Origin of the sequence: Dyella thiooxydans, assembly GCF_001641285.1 — a bacterium.
GTDB lineage: Bacteria > Pseudomonadota > Gammaproteobacteria > Xanthomonadales > Rhodanobacteraceae > Dyella_A > Dyella_A thiooxydans.
This window is the reverse complement of record NZ_CP014841.1, coordinates 2,192,612-2,210,146: the sequence shown is the minus strand read 5'-3', so window position 1 is coordinate 2,210,146 and position 17,535 is coordinate 2,192,612. Positions and strand designations below refer to the sequence as shown.

The following is a 17,535-nucleotide window of genomic DNA, read 5'->3' as shown; positions in this document are numbered from 1 at the left end:
TACAAATCTGTCATACACTATCGTTAAAGTCGGTTTAACAATCAGTTGGCGGTTGTCGCTGCGCCGCCGCAGACCGAAACAAACAACAAGCGTCAAAAAACCGGGGAAAACACGTCCGTCTGGGAAGCCTGGCCTTGGCCGGGCCCACGTACGTTCTTGCTTTCACCGCCGATTTCCGTTGCGAACTCAAGGGTCGATACCGTAATGAACAATCGAATCCGCACCAAGCTTCTGCCACTGGCGATCGCCAGCCTGCTGGTCTCTGCGCCGGCATTCGCGCAGAACGTGACCTCTGCTGCCGTGTCCGGTCGCGTGGTCGATGCCAATGGCCAGCCGGTCGCCGGCGCGACCGTGCAGATCGTGCACGAGCCCTCGGGTACCACCAAGGTGGTCACCACCGATGCCGACGGTCGCTACGCCGCGCAGGGCCTGCGCGTGGGTGGTCCGTTCGACATCACTGCCAGCAAACAGGGCATGGCCAGCGCCCAGCAGGACAACGTCTACCTGCAGCTCGGCCAGGCCTCCGCGATCAACCTGCAGATCGCCGGCGCCTCGCAGGCGAAGGATCTCGGTGCGGTGACGGTGTCGGCCTCGGCACTGGCCCAGACCTTCTCGCCCGACAACAAGGGCCTGTCGACCAACGTGTCGCAGCGCCAGCTCGACACCACGCCGCAGGGCAACCGTTCGATCGACGACATTGCACGCCTCGATCCGCGCATCAACGTCACCGACCAGGGCGACGGTTCGATCTCGATGGCCGGCCTGCCGAACCGCTACAACAACATCAGCGTTGACGGTATCTCCCAGGGCGACCCGTTCGGCCTGAACGCCAACGGCCTGCCTTACCAGGGCTCGCCGATCTCGGTCGACACCATTGCCGAGTACAACATCTCGACCGCCAACTTCGATGTCGCTTCGGACGCCGTGGGCGCCGACATCAACGCGGTGACCAAATCGGGTACCAACCAGTTCCACGGTTCGGTGTACTACGCCTACCGCAATGCCAGCAGCATGGTCGGCAACGCCGGCTGGCTGGGTTCGTCCGACCCGGGCTACGGCTACACCGGCTACAAGCGTGACTGGACCGGCGGCTTCACCGTCGGCGGCCCGATCATCAAGGACAAGCTGTTCTTCTTCGTGTCGGCCGAACAGGAAAAGACCACGGGCATCGGCGCCGACTCGGCCAATGGCCTGGATTCCTCGCTGGGGAGCGGCGCATCGACCTCGAACAAGATCTCCCCGGGGGATCTGCAGAAGGTGATCGACACCGCCAAGGCACTGGGTCTGAACCCGGGTTCCTTCGGCTCCGGCGGCTCCGAGCTCAATGACAAGCGCTACCTGGCCAAGATCGACTGGAACATCACGGACAACCACCGTGCCAGCCTGACCTACCAGCGCACCAAGGAAAGCCAGCCGATCATCCAGGGCAACAGCTCCAGCAACATCGGCCTGAGCAGCTACTGGTACACCAAGAACAGCCTGACCGAGAACACCGCGCTGCAGCTGTTCGACGACTGGTCCGACAACTTCTCCACCGAAGCGAAGATCAGCTACCAGAAGTTCACCCAGAACCGCGCCGGCTTCGCCGACCAGCCGCAGGTGCAGGTCTATCTCAGCGACACCGGCAAGGGTCCGTCGGTCTATCTGGGCGAGGACCAGTACAGCCACTACAACGCGATCCAGACCAAGAAGTGGTCGCTGTTCCTGGCCGGCACCTACTACCTGGGCGACCACACCCTCAAGGGTGGCATCGACTACCAGCGCAACGACATCTACAACCTGTTTGGCCGCACCGAGTTCGGTTCGTACACGTTCTACGGCCTGGACAACTTCCAGAACGCGGCCTACGACTCGTACTTCCTGTACCAGCCGGCTGCCGGCTACACGCTCAACGACGTGGCGGCGAAGTGGGTGTACAGCCAGTACAGCCCGTTCCTGCAGGACACCTGGCAGGTCAACAACAACCTGTCGGTGACCTACGGCGTGCGCGTCGATATCCCGCACTCCGACCATCCGCCGTTGTACAACGCCGCGTTCGAGCAGGCGTTCGGCTACCCGAACAACTCCACGCTGGGTTCGAAGAACCGCGTGGTCGAGCCGCGCTTCTCGTTCAACTACAACTTCGACACCGAGCGCATGCTGCAGCTGCGCGGCGGCTTCGGTCTGTTCCAGACCTTCCCGCCGACGGTGTGGATGACCAACCCGTACCAGAACAACGGTCTGACGGTAGCCAGCTACAAGTCCTTCGATCCGACTGCCACCCCGTTCAGCCCGGACGCGCACAACCAGAACCTCCCGGCGGGCAATGGCAGCGTGAGCGGTGTGGTCGACACCATCGACCCGAACTTCAAGCTGCCGACCGTGTGGAAGACCACCCTGGCGCTGGACAGCGAACTGCCGTGGTGGGGGCTGATCGGCTCGGTCGAGCTGCAGCACATCCAGACGCGTGACGGCATCCTCTACCAGGCGCTCAACATCGGCACGCCGACGACGGACGCCAACGGCAATCCGATCCTCCTGCCGGATGGCCGCTACCAGTACTGGAAGACCCCGGGCGCGACGTCGAGCAAGTTGGCCAACAACGGCAGCAATCCGGCATTTGACCGTTACTCGACCCTGCTGACCAACACCCACAAGGGCAAGTCGGACAGCCTGACCCTGGCGCTGTCCAAGCCGTTCTCCGAGAGCTGGTTCGGCAACGTCAGCTTCACGCTGAGCCATGCCACCGAAGTGAATCCGGGCAACAGCTCGCAGGCGTCGTCGGGCTACAAGTACGTGGTGCGCACCAACGCCAACGAAGTGGTGGCCGGTACCGCCGACCGCGACATCCCGAAGGCACTCAAGGCCTCGCTCACCTGGCAGCACGCGTTCTTCGGCGACTACAAGACCAGCGTCTCGGCGTTCTACAACGGTCACTCCGGCCTGCCGTACAGCTGGATCTTCTCCGGCGACGTGAACGGTGATGGCATCACCTACGAGGATCCGGCCTACATCCCGACCCTCAACGATCCGCGGGTGAGCTACGGCAATGCCAGCCCCGAGCTGATCCAGCAGTTCCAGGACTACATCAGCCACGACAAGTACCTGAGCAAGCATCGCGGCCAGATCGCGGCTCGCAATGGTGCGCGCCTGCCGTGGGTGAATGAGCTCGACATGAGCTTCCAGCAGGAGATCCCGGGCCTGTTCAAGGGCAACAAGGGCATCGTCCGCCTGGACGTGTACAACTTCCTGAACATGCTGGACAAGAACTGGGGCCAGACCCAGACGATCCAGTACTTCACCCGCACGCTGGCCGGCTACGACGGCGTGAATGCCCAGGGCCAGTACGTCTACTACCTGCCCACCGACAAGAACGGCAACTACCAGCCGCAGCAGCGGAGCGTCTACGACGGCGGCTCCAACCCGACCCGCGTGGTGTCGCGCTGGTCGGCGATGCTGACCCTGAAGTACACGTTCTAACCGGCCCTGCGGGGTTGTTCCAAGAGCCGGCGCCCGCAAGGGCGCCGGTTTTTTATTGCCTTGACCGCGTCATGTGCCCGCGGGATGCTTGGCGGTCCGCCACGGCGCTGCATGAGGCAGCGGAACCGTCAGCGGCAGGAGATTTTCCGGATGAACGACATTCACGCCGGCACCGCCGGCCGGCCTGCAACCGTCAGCGCGCGCATCTCGCCCGCCGGTGGGCTGGACATCCTTTCCCGCAACGAGGTTGCCCGCCTGCGCGATGCCAGTGGCTCGGGCATGCACGCGCTGCTGCGACGCTGCGCGCTGGCCGTGCTGACCTCCGGCAGCATGAGCGACGATCCCCGTTCGATGTTCGAGCTGTACCCCGAGTTCGATATCCAGGTGCTGCAGCAGGATCGCGGCATCAAGATCGAGCTCACCCACGCGCCGGCCCAGGCGTTCGTCGATGGGCAGATCATCCGCGGCATCAACGAACTGCTGGTGGCGGTGGTGCGCGACATCGTCTACGTGTCGACCCAGCTCGAGCAGGGCGGTTTCGACCTGGACGATACCGTCGGCATCACGCATGCGGTGTTCGAGATCCTGCGCAACGCGCGCACGCTCAAGCCGCAGGTCGACCCGAACCTGGTGGTCTGCTGGGGCGGCCATTCGATCTCGCGCGACGAGTACGAATACACCAAGCAGGTGGGCTACCAGCTCGGCCTGCGCGGCATGGACATCTGCACCGGCTGCGGCCCGGGCGCGATGAAGGGGCCGATGAAGGGCGCCACCATCGCCCATGCCAAGCAGCGTCGGCGCAACAACCGCTACATCGGCATCACCGAGCCGGGCATCATCGCGGCCGAGTCGCCGAATCCGATCGTCAACCAGCTGGTGATCATGCCGGACATCGAGAAGCGCCTGGAGGCGTTCGTCCGCACTGGCCACGGCATCATCGTGTTCCCGGGCGGCGTCGGTACGGCGGAGGAGATCCTCTACCTGCTGGGCATTCTGTTGCACCCTGAAAACGCCGGCGTGCCGTTTCCACTGATTTTCACCGGCCCGCGCAAGTCCGCCGCCTACTTCGAGCAGATCGACCGGTTCCTGCGCCTGACCCTTGGCGACGAGGTGGCCCAGCACTACCAGATCGTGGTCGACGACCCGGCCGCCGTGGCGCGGGCGATGGTCAAGGGCGTCGACAAAGTGCGCAATTACCGTCTGGACAACAAGGACGCGTTCTTCTTCAACTGGGCGCTGCATGTCCCATTCGCGTTCCAGGTGCCGTTCCGCCCCACGCACGATGCGATGCGTTCGCTTGCGATCCATCGTGATCGTCCGCGGCACGAACTGGCGGCAGACCTTCGTCGGGCCTTCTCGGGCATCGTCGCCGGCAACGTGAAGGAGGAGGGTGTGCGCGCGATCGAGCAGCACGGTCCGTTCGACATCGATGGCGAACCGGACATCATGCGCTCGCTCGACCAACTGCTGCAGGCCTTCGTGTCCCAGCACCGGATGAAACTGCCCGGTGGCACCGCCTACGAGCCCTGTTATCGGGTGCGATCGGCCTGACGTTCGAGCGGTGCCGCGATCTCTTGACAGTGTCCCCGTACCTCGACAAACTATCGAGCTCACGCCCGAATAGCTCAGCTGGTTAGAGCACTTGACTGTTAATCAGGGGGTCGTTGGTTCGAGTCCAACTTCGGGCGCCATATCTGACAAGGCCTTGCAGCGATGCAAGGCCTTGTTTTTTCGTGTGCGTGTAAAAAGTTGTGTAAAAATTCATCAAATTTCGCTCAACTGTGGGACACTTAGGCCGAAAAGGTGAGCGGAACACCGTGTTGCCCCCAGCAGTGGGCCCGCAGCGAAATCAGTTGCCGTGAATAGCTTCGTGTTGTCATCGTCAGGAATGCGGTGCTTGCGAAGGAACTCTGCCAGTGCCTAGCGCAAAAAAGTTTGCCCAAGTGGCAGCCTACTTCCTGATGAAGGATGGTGGGACGTCCCCGTACATGAAGGTTCTCAAGCTGATGTACCTCGCTGACCGGCGGTACATGCAGCTATACAACGACTCGATCACGGGCGATCGTGCCGTGTCGATGCCGCACGGGCCTGTCTTGACCAGGGTTTATGAGCTGATGAACGGCTCTGCCACCGACCTCCATTGGGCAGGGTGGATTGCTCCAAACGGTCGCTATGACCTTCGAGTTGTCGAGGGACATACTCCCGAAGAACTTGATGAGATTCAGGGGGCGGAGTTCCACGTTCTCGACGAGATCTACAATGCATTTGGACATCTAAACCAGTATCAGCTTAGGGATTTCACTCACGAGAACTGTGGGGAGTGGACGGATCCGCATGGAAGCAGTTACCCGATTTCTGCGCAGGAGGTATTCCTTGCCCTAGGTTCTGGGGAAGAGGAGGCCAAGGCCAGGGCAAGCCTGTTTAATGAGCGACGGGCCCTTGACGAGGCACTGGCGCGATACAGGTAGCTCGCGATGAATGCATGGATGCATGTGGTCCAGCGTGGAACGCTGTTGATTGTCACCGGATCAGCAGGGCAACATCTTCATATCGTGATGAACGATCCCGTGTTCGACCCAATTCTCGGGTATGACGCAGTTTTGGTTGTCGGGATGTGCAGTGTCACGCCTCATGCTGCTGTGGATATGACATGCATTCTTCGGCAGGGGTGCGGGGTCGATTTCGTTCGACACGATAGCTATATCGATTACCGCCATGCTGGAATTCTCCGCGCCCATCCATTGGAGTTGGACGCTCGAAGCGGTGTTGTTCCCGTACTTGACCCAGTACCACCTGTAATTTTCGAAACGATCAGGGATGGTCTATTTGTCTCTCCGTTTTCTTCGAGCAACATGAAGGTAATGCGCTTCTGTAGGCACCATCAGATATAGCTTGGATCATGGTGATGTCGGTTCGATCCAATATCGGGCGCCGCACGTGCCAAGGCCCAGAGGCGATATGTCGTCATTTGTCTTGCGCCGCGTGAAAATTTGGGCGAAAAGGTCAAGCTCTGGCGCTTAGGCGCTACCCATCCAAGGAGTGGATATGCGCATTTCCCCTGCAGCAAGCCTTCGTGGCCTCCACCAGGTTGAGCCTGGTCGATTCCTCGTCGACGGCAGCGGCCGAATTGGTGTCGCCGCCATGTGGAAAGGGGAAAAGCCAAGTGCTCGCGGCAGCTGCTATGTCCCTCTCATCGGACCAGACGCATTCACGGTTGTCTGGGTTCAGCGGCATTTTGAAGACCAAATGCCAAAAGTTGTCGATATTGGGCCCTGCGATGCAAGAGCTACTTTCGATACCTTGATGGAAGCGGCCTTCGGCTACGAGCATCCTGAGATGCCGTCTGTACAGCCAGGAGATCTCTCAATTTTGGAGCATGGGGTCTACATCTGCGTCGACAGCTCTTCTCGGCATCTTCTCCTATCACTCGCTACCGGTGGGCTTGAAGATTTGGCGACCAGGAATTTCATGGTGGCTCGCAAATGGGCCATTTCCGGCATTGCAGGTATTGAAGAAGTCTTCTCTCTCACCTTCGGCGGCGCATGAGGGAGTAAGGCAGCTTCGTTATGCCTAGTGCTTGTCACCTGCTGGTGCCACGGATGGGAGCTCATGGTCGTAGACATTGAGCATCCGCTCCTCCCGGTGACCGCTGGCCAGCTGCTTGTCGGCGCGCGTGCCGACCGTGTCCGTGATGCCGCGGTGCTTCAGCCCGTGCAGGGCGAAGCGCTGATCGGAGGTGATCACCCCCGCTTCGATCGCCACCTCCATCGCCCGGCGCCATGCGCTGCTCAGGGCGGACTTCTTCAGGGCGGCGCCGTCCTCAGCCACCACCAGCGGGCGGTCGGCCGGGCGCAGCGGGATGGGCCCGGCCTTCTTCTTCCAAATTCCATCGCGCCGGCTCGCCAGCCAGTCCCAGGCGTTGCGCAGCTCCGGGCTCCAGCGGGTGAGGTTGTCCCGGCTGCCCTTGCGCCGGCGGACCACGATGCCGTCCTCCTGGGCGTTCGCGTCGGTCAGGTCGCGCACCTCGACGCTGCGCATGCGGCAGCGGTAGGCGATCTCGGCCACGGCCCAGACGTAGGGCACCACGGATCCCTTCTGGCGGCTCGGCAGCGCGCCACGCTCGCGCAGGTGCGCCACCACGGCGGCCATCACCGCCCGGTCGGGCATCTTCGCGTCCCGCTTCTCCTTCGCCGCCCTGATGCCCCGGGCGGGGTTCTCCGTGGCGAAGCCGCGCTGGCGCGCCCAAGTGAAGGCCGCCGACAGGTACCGCTTCACGTGGTTGGCCTTGCTGGGGTGGGTAGCCGCAATCTCGTCCACCAGCCGCTGCAGGAAGGGCGTGGTGATGCCGGCGCGGCGGAGGCCGGTCACCGGCACGCCCAGTTTGGTCGGGGAGCGGTCCAGCGCCAGCCGGCAGTAGCCGTAGTCGTCCTGGGTGGCCTTGGCCAGCTGCTTGAACTGCAGCGAGGCGTGGAACTGGGTGAGCATGTAGTCCAGCGAGTCCCGGTCGACGCCGCGCAGAGCCTCCATCGCCTGGTGCAGCTCGGATAGCATCGCCTCGGGCCCGGCCAGGCGCCGGCGCGACGCCGGCGTGTACCAGTAGCGATCGCGCCGATTCCAGTAGCAGCCGGTCGGCAGCCTCTTCTGGTCGATGTGGCCCGGGATCGTCGGGTCGTGCTTCCGCTTGCGGCCTCGGGTCATAGGATGCCCGGGGAGTAGGCGCGGTCGTTGGAGGCCGAGGATACGCTCAGGGCGGCGTTCACCGCCTCGACCGCGGTCCACGGGCCGCCGGCACCATCCAGCAGACGGATGCCCTGGGCGCTGGTCCGCCGGTGCAGGGCCGCGGCCGCCTTCTTGCCTGACAGAGCCTTCAGCTGCTCGGCGTCCAGGATGTGCGGATTGTTCGCCATGCTTAGCGCCCCGGCTTGCCCTTCTCTCGCGCGGGGAATAGGCGCAGCTTCCCATCCCACCAGCTACCGGCCGGCAGCTGCTGGAGATCCGCGTTGAAGTGGCCGCTCTCCAAGCCCATCGCGGTGCCGGCCGGCACCCAGCGGGTGCGGCGCTCCGGGCCCTCAGCGCTCCTCGCGGCGACCACGTCGAACCGGCTGGTGATGGTGGGCGAGACGCCTCCCTCCACGTCCTCGGGCGTGATCGTGACGCCGCCGCTCCACCAGGAGCACACCGGCACGGCGTCCAGCTCGGGCACGATGTCCTTCCCGTCCCACTCCACGGCCTTGCCGAGCCCGATGGTTTCGACCTTCATCTGGGTGGGGTGATGCTTGGTCGTCGTGATGGCGGAGCGGCTGGTGATTTCAGCCATAGGTTGAGCACCGATGGTTGCGGCAGATGTGAATCAAACGGACCATTTGGGATTACCGTCAGACTAGGTGTGCACGGATGAAGAAAGTTCGTTTTCGTTGGAGTGCGCTGCCTCGCTATTTGGCCGCCGTAGCAGTCGGGTTTGTTACGGCCTTCTGGGTTGCTGGTGCTGCCGAAGGGTGGCTATCGAGAAGTGACGCCCCTGCCTGGGTGCAGGCCGTGGGTTCGATTGTCGGCATCTTGGTTGCGGCAGCCATTCCCACGTGGGATGCCAGGGTTAAGCGTGCAGCTGAAAAGCGCCATTTGATTGCTCTGCTCGGAACATTGGGAAATGAGCTGAGGGACTTCGGAACGGAAGTTCTTAGCCTGACGCAAGACGATGCAAAACTGGTTGGAGTAGCAGAATTTGGTAGCAGGGATGAGTTCGAGCCACTAGTAGCTGCCTTGGACAAATTCCCGGGACATCTACTCAGCGATCCCTCCCATATTTCGACACTCTTGATGCTGCAGCGGCTATCGCTGTGGGGTGATCGGCTTTGGAAGTTCGCATGCGACCACGGAGGCGGTGGTGATGATTCAATTGATTGGGGCGGGTTTGGTGACTTTGCGTTGCAGTTCTGCTCAGAGGCTGAAGATGCTGCAGACATTGCATCTAGATTTCGGTGATTGGTAGCCGTCACGGCTGGCATAGAGTTGCTTCTATCTACGGCGCTAGTCATTCCTGCATTTCGTGCTCGCGGCAGCAGAGGTCGTAAGCGCGGTTGAGCTCGGTGAGCTGCTCCGGCTCGGTGGTGTCGTCGGCCAGCAGGGCGGCGTGCAGCTCGCGGTAGGCCGCGCGCGCTTCGGTAGTGCTGCAGTCGCGCGGCACGCCGAGGATCTCGCTCCAGTGGCGATCGGGCGGCGTCTCAGCGGTGATCCTCACGCCGACCGACGCCCCCTGCGCGCTGAGTAACGGGACGACTTAGAGTCCAGGTTCGGGCCGGCGCCAAAGCAAGGGGGGGGGTGGCCTGAGATGGACTGTGAAGCACAAATCGTTATCACAGGTGCGGAAGCATCGACTGCAATCGATGGATGGCATCGGGCAGGTACTGCAACCCGGCTTCAAGGAGCTTGGTCGTCACCGTCTTCAGTGCCTCTGCAGGCAGGGACCGAACTTGCTTGACCAATTCGCCCTTGATTGTTGGCTCGGCATCGGAGTTCTGAATCTTCTGGATCAGAAGGCTGCGAATGGTGTCGTCGTGCAGCTTGATAGTGACCACGCCCAGAACAGCCGACAGACCGCCGTCGTCCGTAAGAAAGTCGATACCAGCTTTGGTGGCTTGGTATTGGTGAAACGAAATGTGGCCGTCAACCCCGAGCAGCGGTGGATTGCGGATCAACCCATGCTCAGCCAAGTAGAGCAGCTGGGCGGCGATGTGGCTTTTGTCCACAAGGCTCAGTCCCTCGAAATCTGGATAGGTCTCGTGCGGGTAAGCCCGTACGGCAACTTCAAGAAGCTCCCTCTGCAGCGCTCGATCCATCTTCATCAGCAAATCCCCAGATTTGGCGAGTGGCACGCCGCGCCAGCTTACTGCTGAGTGGGCTTCGCCTTTTCTTTGATGCGCGTGATCCAAGCCACCACCGTGCCCGCCGCCCGCGCGGCCTTCCACGTTCGGCCAAATGGCAACGGCGACTCTCTAAGAGCGTGTCGGGCCGCCTCGGGCTGGACATCCACTTCATGCTCAGCGGTCCTGGCCAGCTCATACCGTCTGAATACCGCTCGCTTACCAGTCATCCTATCCCGACATGGTGTTCCGGGTCGGAACAGTGACCCAGCCCCATTACCGGTCGCTAATCGTACGTAGCCGGCTGCCGGCGACGTCGCCCCGTATCGCAGGGGCCTCTCGGACACCGCCAACTGTCCCGATCCGGAACACTGATCCGGGCACACTGCAAATCGCTAATGGTGCACAGCCAGCTGCCCATATCGCAGGGGCCTCTCGGACACCGCCAAGTGTTCCGATCCGGAACACCGATCCGGGCACACTGCAAATCGCTAGTGGTGCTCAGCCAGCTGCCCATACCGCAGGGGCCTCTCGGACACCGCCAAGTGTCCCGATCCGGAACGCCGATCCGGGCATACTGCAAGTCGCCAGTGGTGCACAGCCAGCTGCACTTACCGAAGGGGCCTCTCGGACACCGCCAAGTGTCCCGATCCGGAACACTGATCCGGGCACACTGCAAATCGCTAATGGTGCACAGCCAGCTGCCCATATCGCAGGGGCCTCTCGGACGCCGCCAAGTGTCCCGATCCGGAACGCCGATCCGGGCATACTGCAAGTCGCCAGTGGTCCACAGCCAGCTGCCCATGCCGAAGGGGCCTTTCGGACACCGCCAAGTGTCCCGATCCGGAACACCGATCCGGGCACACTGTTAATCGCTAGCTTTAGTCGCTCAGTAGGTTGTTTACCCGGGGCGATCCCGGGATTCTGGAGATGCGACCCAACCAGCACACCAGGAGCCCCGGATGAACCTGCATAAACATGTCCGCCTTACGCCCCCTAGGTCGAGCCCTGCTCGCTGAGCGAGTGCTTGAACACAGCCTGCGGGTGGAGGAGGCGGCTCATGCCGCTGGGCAGGTGTGCGCACGGAGGACAAGTGGCAGACGCGCTTCCAAATGGCTAGGTAAATCGGCGTGATCTTCCAGCCGGGTTGACGGTCGGGACCTCATGGTCGTAGAGCTCGACCATCGCGTCGGACTTGTGCCCGCTGGCTAGCTTCTTGTCGGCCTTCGTACCTGGGGTGTCAGTGACACCGCGATGTTTCAGGCCGTGCAGGCCAAAGCGTTCATCGGAGCCGATCACCTTAGCCTCGATGGCGGCAGCCATGGCGCGCTTCCAGGCGCTGTTGAGCGCCGATTTGCTCAGCGGGCTCCCGTCTTCAGCGACGACAAGTGGACGTAATAGCTTCGCTTGTGGTGTGCCCTTCTTGAGCCAGATCCGGGCGCGGCGGTCGACCAGCCAGCCCCACGCCTCACGAAGCTCCGGAGACCAGCGTGTGATGTTGCCTGCGCTGCCCTTGGTACGCACGACGATGATTCCTTCATCCGTCGCGCTGTCATCAGTCAGCATTCGCACTTCCACGCTGCGCAGGCGCAGCCTGTACGCGATCTCTGCCACTGCCCATACATAGGACGCTACCGCCCCTGCGCGGCGCCCTGAGAGCGCACCTCTCTCTCGCAGGAACGCAATCACGTTGTGCATGGTGTCCTCGCTAGGCATGCGATGTGCCATGCGTTCCTTCGCCTGCTGGACCACTTTGGCCGGGTTGCTCGAGACGTAACCGCGCTGCACGCCCCATTTATAGGCCGCAGATAAGTACCGCTTGATGTGGTTGGCTTTGCTCGGATGAGTGCTGGCGATGGTGTCGATCAGCTTCTGGATCAGTGGCGTGGTGATCTTGGCTCGATCCAGTTCGGCGAAGCTGCAACCGAGCTTGGTTTTGTAGCGCTGCAGTGCAAGTCGGCAATACGCGTAGTCTTCTCGCGTTGCCGAAGCAAGTTCTTTGTATCTGCCGGACTCGGCAAAGTGACCGAGCATGTGGTCAAGGGTTTCGTGTCGCACCCCACGCAATTGTTCGATCGCCTTGTTCAACTCGGACATAAGGGCGTCGGGGCCAGCGATACGCTGTCGGTGGGGCTTCGGTTCGCTAAGGATGGTGTACCAGTTGCGATCGCGCCGGTTCCAATACACACCCGTTGGCAGCTTCTTCTGATCGATATGGGATGGGATTGTTGGGTCGTAGCGTCGTTGACGCGGCATGGCTAAGCGGTCCTACTGCGTTTGGCGTCTTTGGGGCATGAGTGAACTGGAATACGTTGCCAGTCGGGGTGCTTCGGCCTGGTCGCTTCGCGCCGTCGTGTGCGTGGGTCGACCAGGACAAGTAGTCACTCGCCCCAGGTGTTACAGAATGTCGCCACCGTAACTATCGTTGGCGGCAGGCGAGATCGGCACTCCCAGTGCGAAGTTCAGCGCCTCAAGCGTCGTCCAGGGCCCTGCGGCGCCATCGCCGCAGCGGATGCCTTGTCGGCTTGCCCAACGGCGAATGGCCGCTACGCTTTTTTTTCCGCTTATCTTGCGCAGGTGGTCAGCATCGATGATGTGGTTTGGTTGATCCATGAGGTGTCTTGTCCGGAAGCCGGCTCACCAGTCGGCTGAGGCAGTTCGCGGGGCATATCGATTCGGCCCCACAATCTGTGCCGCCGTGATCTCCGCGGGGGAATCCACCGTAGTGGGGGCGGGCCGCGGGGCGCAGGAGAAACCTCCCAGTTTCAAGGGCTCGTTTCGATTTGGTGGCTTAGCAGGCCGCTACTGGTGTGTATGTCGTTCTGCGCTGCCTTGGCCGGACCAAGCGCCTTTCTGCACGAGGTCTCTTGATCGCCCCATGTGTGATTGCCAGTCCTAGCCAGTGCTGCTGAAGGATTGAGGTGTGGTGCAGATTCCGACCTGAGCCGCGGTCTTTCAGGCTAATGATTCGCATAGTGAAAATGTGCCTCGCCGCGCTACAGAGCTCAGCGCTGGTGCAGAAACGATCCCATGAGCTTCCCAGCGGCGAAATTCAGGAGGAATCTGCACCATGAAAAGCCGGCGGTGCCCACGCATCGCATCGCAATGCCGTTTCTTGGGAACCGAATCTGCACCAAGGTGCTTTGCCGTTTAAGCCAATGCCGTTCGCGTCCTGTCCTGCCAGGTGGGCTGCGGTTGGAGCGCAGGGGCACCTTGCCAATCGCGTCAGTAGCAATAACGCCAACGGCTATGTGGCGACGAATCGCGCATGCTGGTCAGACCCCATGGGGAATAGGGGTGCTTCCCCATATCTATCATGGGGAAAGGGGGCATTTCCCCATGAGGGGGGCGTGAGCCTTTTCGTGCTGCTAGTTCCCTGATTGGGGAAACCACCTTTCCCCATGATAGATAGATGAATGGGATTCGCCCCAAAACACCAATGTCTCTTTGCCCCTGCCGACACCCTTGATGCGCTGAGCAAGAGGCCGACGAAGCACGAGGGTTGACCTACGCAGTTGACCTGGTTCGCGGCAAGGCGGTCTTGAGCGATACCTGGTCACCGTCTTGTGGAGGAGATAAGCCACCTGGTCGCCATCTGAGAGGCCCCTTGGTGAAAAGGCTCATGGCTGCTCGGCTCTCCAGCAGGTGGCTCAGCTAAGGTCATGCCGGGATGGCCAAGCTGGCGCCCAGATCTCGATCACCGGGGCGCGCTGCTCTTTGACTCGCGGTTGGGCGCGATTCGGTCGCTATCAGTCGGGTACCAGAGACCTGCAGATTCCGGTGCGGTTGATCATTGATTCAGCTGACCGCCGATCACCTCGGTTGCAAGTGCACATTTCCACATCACCCCCCCAAAGCCAGGCGCTCCCACCGGCATGCTCAGCGGGCAGCGTGCCACCCAACGCAGACATCGCGGCGGCGCGGTTGCTCGGTGCCGCCCTCTCTCTTACTTGGGCGCCAGTTGCCGGAGGGAACAGAATCCACGCAAGGTGAAGTAACCAACGCAGAGGAAGTTCGGCCGCCTTAAGATCCCCTTGGAACAAGGTGGCGCTGCCAAATGTTGCTCTCCCTACATATCCAAGTCGTACAGAAACTGGTGGGTCTGTCGCCCGCGTCGTACTTTGAGTATGCGACTGGCCTGAGTCGTATGACGTTTCAACGCGGCCGCGCTTACGAGGCGGTGCTCGCTTCAAGCGCACGAGTTCAGGCGCATGTCGACTCGCTGTTGTTGGGAGCGTTTCGGAAGCGCGGCGCTACCGACGCCGACTATCAGTTCTGCAAGGACCGGATGCCTGATGGCGTTTCGGCGATGATGGTCTTCGGACTCGGTCTGCTTGGCGACAAATGCGCACCCGCCACGAGAGAGCTGGTCGCGCAGCTGGATGCGTCGGACCGGTGCCTATTCGAGCTAGGGGATTGCGGTGCCGCGGAAGCCTTGTCCAAGCTCCACCGGGATCCCCATCTCGGTCCGGCCTATTCTGCGCCGCTCTCTGTGTCAGGGGTCCGTCGCCCGCTCCAAGAGCTGCCGGGCGACGACGAGCGAGCCCTGCTTGAGCTCGTATTGACTCGGCGCGCGCATATGGCGCTGTCGCTCTTGGCGGCGATTGACCATGAGTTAGGTCGCTGGAACACCGAGGTGACTGGTTCTGATTCGATGGGGCGGCGTCCTCGGTTTGCCGTTCTTCTCGCGAGGCCTGATCCGGCAGCCCGTGTGCGCTGGCGGCCTAAGGATCCCATCGCGCGCCTGGTGGATTTTGTCGGCTCGGCCGGATACCTGGTCCGAAATGGTCACTGGCCCGAAGCAACGCCAACGATCGCCGAAATGGGCATGCGTGTTGAGCTTTCGAGGTCCGTCGTCGGCGACGGATCCCGCTTCATCCAAGCGTTGAGGAGTGGGAAACATTCGATGACGGGTCGGGCATTCCAGACACTGGTTTACTCCCAGTTCTGGACGCCCGACACGTCCCCCGATGCCCTCGACGTTGCAGCCGACTTGGCTGAGCCGTATCTGGTGGCGGCCCACTTCTTAACCCTCCTCATGCCCGACCATTCGGTGGCCAAGGGCCACTTGGATCGCGCGGGCTGGCGTGAGGCCTATCTGGAATGGTGGGCTCGCCACTCTGATAGCTACTGCCCGGCGACGCCGCGCGACGATGCGGCCCCGCCGGACTGGTTGCTGGACCCTTGAGCTAGCGGCCGCGAGCAGGGCCCGTGCTTCTATTGACGCCTGATTTCATGCCGTGATTGCCCGAGGGCCACCCCGCCCGGGCATTGCCGGGGCCGCGACCGCGGCTGCCAGCTGGTGCGGTCTTGCCGCCCGCCCCGGGGCCTGCCGACCGGCCGCTACCTGATCCGTTGCTTCCCTTTGCCATCTCATCTTCTCGTCATCGCCCCGATTGGGCACCGTGAGGTTGCACCGCAAAGGCGCTGGAATAAGCCCGTTTTTTGCACTGACACGAACGCTGCGCGCTCCCAGGGTCCGAGGCACTGGCGGTACGCAATCGCGCCGCCCTTCTGCGCCGCAGCATTGCAAATTTGACTTTTACATCAAATAATGGGCCTTGGTGCCGAATTATTGATGTATATATCAAAATGCAAACCGTGCTGGAACTTGGCGAAGCTGTAGCCACTAAGCGGCGTGCCCTGGGCTTGAAGCAGGGCGACGTCGCCTTGCGTGCTGGCATTCCCCAGGAAACCTTGTCCCGCTTCGAACGGGGCAAGCTGGCTGAGCTTGGTTCGCGGAAGTTACTGGCGGTGCTTGCAGCCCTTGGGATGGAGCTTCAGTTCGTGGAGTTGGGATCATCCGGTTCATTGGATGAGCTGCGCCGTGAGCGCGGGGGACAAGCATGAGCCTGGCCGTGCATGTACTCGGTCGCGAAGTGGCCACGCTGGAAGCGGTCGGCGACTTCAAAAGCACCATGACGTATCACGATGACGTCGCCACAGATGACTTCGTGTCGCTGACCATGCGCGTTCGACGTGACGCTTGGGTCTGGGACGATGTCCTGCACCCCATCTTCCAGATGAACCTTCCCGAGGGATACCTGCTCCAAGTGCTACAGGAGCAATTCGGCCCCCATATCGGCGCAAGCCCCATGGCCCTGTTGTCGGTGATCGGCCGGAACATGATCGGGCGTGTCCAGGTGGCCCCAGCTGGCGCGAGGCTGGATGAGCCCGCCACTCCAGTGGACGTCGCAGCCCTGCTACAGGGCGACAACTCAGAGGAAGCCTTTGCGGAACTGGTGCGTCGGCACGCGACCAGTGGCGTATCAGGCGTGGTGCCAAAGTTCCTCGACGATGCGGCCGAACATGTCCAGCTCGGACCGCACAAGAAGGTCACCTTGCTCACTCACAGGCACATCATCAAAGGCTCTTCGCAGCGACTGCCCTTCGTTGCCTTGAACGAGCACCTGTGCATGCAGGTCGTGCGCCAGGTCATGCCTGCCGCGGTAACGGAAGTCTCCCTCGACGGCCAAGCACTCGTCGTCACTCGCTTCGACGTGGACGAACATGGAGCCCGCCACTGGGGTATGGAGGACTTCTGCGCGCTACTTGGCCTGCGCCCGGCAGCCAAATACGAAACCACCTGGGAGCGCATCGCCAAGGCCGTGCGCGACCACGTGCCGGCAGCGAACCGCACGGACGTGTTCCGCCAGATGGCGAGCTTGCTGCTGCTCAGCTACGCCGTGCGCAATGCCGACTGCCATGCCAAGAACCTGGCGTTGCTCTATACCCGTCACGACGACGTGCACTTGGCACCCGCCTACGACATGATCACTACGGCCGCCTATCCCGATTACGTGAAGAATCCCCCGGGCATCTCTTTCATGGGCAAGAAGACCTGGAGTCCGGGCAAAAGCTTGCAAACCTTCATCGCCGCCACCTTCGGTCTGCCGCCGCGCGAGCAGGCCGGCATCGTTGAGCGGATCGGGGATGCCATGGCCGACGTCGGCTCTCAGGTCCGCGCAGCGATGGCCGAGCACCCCGAATTCACCGAGATCGGCAAGCGCATGCTGCGCGCCTGGCAGGAAGGCCTTGAAGGACTCCGCGACAAGCGGGTCTATGCCTTGGGCAGCATGGCCTGGGGTGAGGCATACAGCGGGTTTTCGGAACCAGAACCTGTCAAGACGAAGCGCCAAGTCATCGGTCGCTCTGATCTGCTGGCAAAACACTGAGCCAAAGCCTCATTACTATGTGGGACCAGCCCGGCAGCGAT

Annotated in this window: 15 protein-coding genes, 1 tRNA gene and 1 pseudogene; 10 read left to right on the top strand and 7 right to left on the bottom strand. The window is 61.9% G+C overall.

Annotated elements, in window-relative coordinates; translation table 11 throughout:
- Positions 1-204 precede the first annotated feature (204 nt).
- The 5 genes from ATSB10_RS10115 to ATSB10_RS19370 all read left to right on the top strand — a co-directional run bounded on the left by ATSB10_RS10115 (position 205) and on the right by ATSB10_RS19370 (position 7,005).
- Positions 205-3,459 carry a TonB-dependent receptor gene (locus ATSB10_RS10115; RefSeq protein ID WP_063672506.1) on the top strand — a complete coding sequence of 1,085 codons (3,255 nt, stop codon included), beginning with the start codon at positions 205-207 and terminating at the stop codon, positions 3,457-3,459.
- 150 nt (positions 3,460-3,609) lie between these two features.
- Positions 3,610-5,010, top strand: coding sequence for a nucleotide 5'-monophosphate nucleosidase PpnN (gene ppnN / locus ATSB10_RS10110; RefSeq protein WP_063672504.1), 1,401 nt, complete (start codon positions 3,610-3,612; stop codon positions 5,008-5,010).
- Between the two features lie 63 nt (positions 5,011-5,073).
- Positions 5,074-5,150 (top strand) — tRNA-Asn (locus ATSB10_RS10105).
- 252 nt (positions 5,151-5,402) lie between these two features.
- Positions 5,403-5,927 carry a Panacea domain-containing protein gene (locus ATSB10_RS10100; RefSeq protein WP_063674433.1) on the top strand — a complete coding sequence of 175 codons (525 nt, stop codon included), beginning with the start codon at positions 5,403-5,405 and terminating at the stop codon, positions 5,925-5,927.
- A 577-nt stretch (positions 5,928-6,504) separates the two neighbouring features.
- Positions 6,505-7,005 (top strand): hypothetical protein, encoded by a 501-nt coding sequence (locus ATSB10_RS19370; RefSeq protein ID WP_157469188.1) that lies wholly within the window; start codon positions 6,505-6,507, stop codon positions 7,003-7,005.
- A gap of 24 nt (positions 7,006-7,029) precedes the next feature.
- Here ATSB10_RS19370 and ATSB10_RS10095 read toward each other — a convergent pair whose 3' ends face one another.
- Genes ATSB10_RS10095 through ATSB10_RS10085 form a run of 3 tightly spaced genes read right to left on the bottom strand, consistent with a single transcriptional unit; the run spans position 7,030 to position 8,776 of the window.
- The gene (locus ATSB10_RS10095; protein ID WP_063672502.1) at positions 7,030-8,157 is read right to left on the bottom strand and encodes a site-specific integrase; all 1,128 of its coding nucleotides are present in this window, start codon (positions 8,155-8,157) and stop codon (positions 7,030-7,032) included.
- On the bottom strand, positions 8,154-8,366 hold the full coding sequence (locus tag ATSB10_RS10090; RefSeq protein ID WP_063672500.1) for a hypothetical protein: 213 nt from the start codon (positions 8,364-8,366) through the stop codon (positions 8,154-8,156). Before ATSB10_RS10090 ends, ATSB10_RS10095 begins: the two co-directional genes overlap by 4 nt.
- A 2-nt stretch (positions 8,367-8,368) precedes the next feature.
- A complete protein-coding gene (locus ATSB10_RS10085) occupies positions 8,369-8,776 on the bottom strand; it encodes a hypothetical protein (protein WP_063672498.1) in 408 nt (135 codons plus the stop codon).
- Positions 8,777-8,853: 77 nt separating this feature from the next.
- On the opposite strand from ATSB10_RS10085, the gene ATSB10_RS19365 reads away from it, so the two are divergent.
- Positions 8,854-9,441, top strand: a complete 588-nt coding sequence (locus ATSB10_RS19365; protein ID WP_157469186.1) for a hypothetical protein — start codon at positions 8,854-8,856, stop codon at positions 9,439-9,441.
- A 49-nt stretch (positions 9,442-9,490) separates the two neighbouring features.
- Here the strand turns inward: ATSB10_RS19365 and ATSB10_RS10080 are convergent, their stop codons facing one another.
- Both ATSB10_RS10080 and ATSB10_RS10075 read right to left on the bottom strand, forming a co-directional pair.
- Positions 9,491-9,697, bottom strand: coding sequence for a hypothetical protein (locus tag ATSB10_RS10080; RefSeq protein ID WP_063672496.1), 207 nt, complete (start codon positions 9,695-9,697; stop codon positions 9,491-9,493).
- 115 nt (positions 9,698-9,812) lie between these two features.
- Positions 9,813-10,301 carry a hypothetical protein gene (locus ATSB10_RS10075; protein ID WP_083966171.1) on the bottom strand — a complete coding sequence of 163 codons (489 nt, stop codon included), beginning with the start codon at positions 10,299-10,301 and terminating at the stop codon, positions 9,813-9,815.
- A gap of 980 nt (positions 10,302-11,281) precedes the next feature.
- Here ATSB10_RS10075 and ATSB10_RS19705 point away from each other — a divergent pair.
- A pseudogene (locus tag ATSB10_RS19705) lies at positions 11,282-11,431 on the top strand (leucine zipper domain-containing protein); the annotation flags it as partial.
- Positions 11,432-11,435: 4 nt separating this feature from the next.
- Here ATSB10_RS19705 and ATSB10_RS10070 read toward each other — a convergent pair.
- Both ATSB10_RS10070 and ATSB10_RS19360 read right to left on the bottom strand, forming a co-directional pair.
- Positions 11,436-12,575, bottom strand: coding sequence for a site-specific integrase (locus tag ATSB10_RS10070; protein ID WP_063672494.1), 1,140 nt, complete (start codon positions 12,573-12,575; stop codon positions 11,436-11,438).
- A gap of 141 nt (positions 12,576-12,716) precedes the next feature.
- Complete coding sequence (locus tag ATSB10_RS19360; RefSeq protein ID WP_157469184.1) at positions 12,717-12,932, bottom strand: hypothetical protein; 216 nt, start codon at positions 12,930-12,932, stop codon at positions 12,717-12,719.
- 1,444 nt (positions 12,933-14,376) lie between these two features.
- Between ATSB10_RS19360 and ATSB10_RS10065 the strand changes: the two genes are divergently transcribed.
- From ATSB10_RS10065 to ATSB10_RS10055, 3 genes are all read left to right on the top strand, one after another.
- Positions 14,377-15,507, top strand: a complete 1,131-nt coding sequence (locus ATSB10_RS10065; RefSeq protein WP_063672492.1) for a hypothetical protein — start codon at positions 14,377-14,379, stop codon at positions 15,505-15,507.
- Positions 15,508-15,911: 404 nt separating this feature from the next.
- The gene (locus ATSB10_RS10060) at positions 15,912-16,169 is read left to right on the top strand and encodes a helix-turn-helix domain-containing protein (RefSeq protein ID WP_063672490.1); all 258 of its coding nucleotides are present in this window, start codon (positions 15,912-15,914) and stop codon (positions 16,167-16,169) included.
- On the top strand, positions 16,166-17,494 hold the full coding sequence (locus tag ATSB10_RS10055) for a type II toxin-antitoxin system HipA family toxin (RefSeq protein WP_063672488.1): 1,329 nt from the start codon (positions 16,166-16,168) through the stop codon (positions 17,492-17,494). Before ATSB10_RS10060 ends, ATSB10_RS10055 begins: the two co-directional genes overlap by 4 nt.
- The last annotated feature ends 41 nt before the right edge of the window (positions 17,495-17,535 follow it).

Excerpts from the sequence above, each read along its gene's own strand:
- ATSB10_RS19365 (WP_157469186.1), top strand. The coding sequence starts at position 8,854 with ATGAAGAAAGTTCGTTTTCGTTGGAGTGCGCTGCCTCGCTATTTGGCC.
- ATSB10_RS10060 (WP_063672490.1), top strand. The coding sequence starts at position 15,912 with ATGCAAACCGTGCTGGAACTTGGCGAAGCTGTAGCCACTAAGCGGCGT.
- ATSB10_RS10070 (WP_063672494.1), bottom strand. The coding sequence starts at position 12,575 with ATGCCGCGTCAACGACGCTACGACCCAACAATCCCATCCCATATCGAT.
- ATSB10_RS10075 (WP_083966171.1), bottom strand. The coding sequence starts at position 10,301 with ATGAAGATGGATCGAGCGCTGCAGAGGGAGCTTCTTGAAGTTGCCGTA.
- ATSB10_RS10090 (WP_063672500.1), bottom strand. The coding sequence starts at position 8,366 with ATGGCGAACAATCCGCACATCCTGGACGCCGAGCAGCTGAAGGCTCTG.
- ATSB10_RS10055 (WP_063672488.1), top strand. The coding sequence starts at position 16,166 with ATGAGCCTGGCCGTGCATGTACTCGGTCGCGAAGTGGCCACGCTGGAA.
- ATSB10_RS10095 (WP_063672502.1), bottom strand. The coding sequence starts at position 8,157 with ATGACCCGAGGCCGCAAGCGGAAGCACGACCCGACGATCCCGGGCCAC.
- ATSB10_RS10115 (WP_063672506.1), top strand. The coding sequence starts at position 205 with ATGAACAATCGAATCCGCACCAAGCTTCTGCCACTGGCGATCGCCAGC.
- ATSB10_RS10065 (WP_063672492.1), top strand. The coding sequence starts at position 14,377 with ATGTTGCTCTCCCTACATATCCAAGTCGTACAGAAACTGGTGGGTCTG.
- ATSB10_RS10085 (WP_063672498.1), bottom strand. The coding sequence starts at position 8,776 with ATGGCTGAAATCACCAGCCGCTCCGCCATCACGACGACCAAGCATCAC.
- ATSB10_RS19360 (WP_157469184.1), bottom strand. The coding sequence starts at position 12,932 with ATGGATCAACCAAACCACATCATCGATGCTGACCACCTGCGCAAGATA.
- ATSB10_RS19370 (WP_157469188.1), top strand. The coding sequence starts at position 6,505 with ATGCGCATTTCCCCTGCAGCAAGCCTTCGTGGCCTCCACCAGGTTGAG.
- ppnN (WP_063672504.1), top strand. The coding sequence starts at position 3,610 with ATGAACGACATTCACGCCGGCACCGCCGGCCGGCCTGCAACCGTCAGC.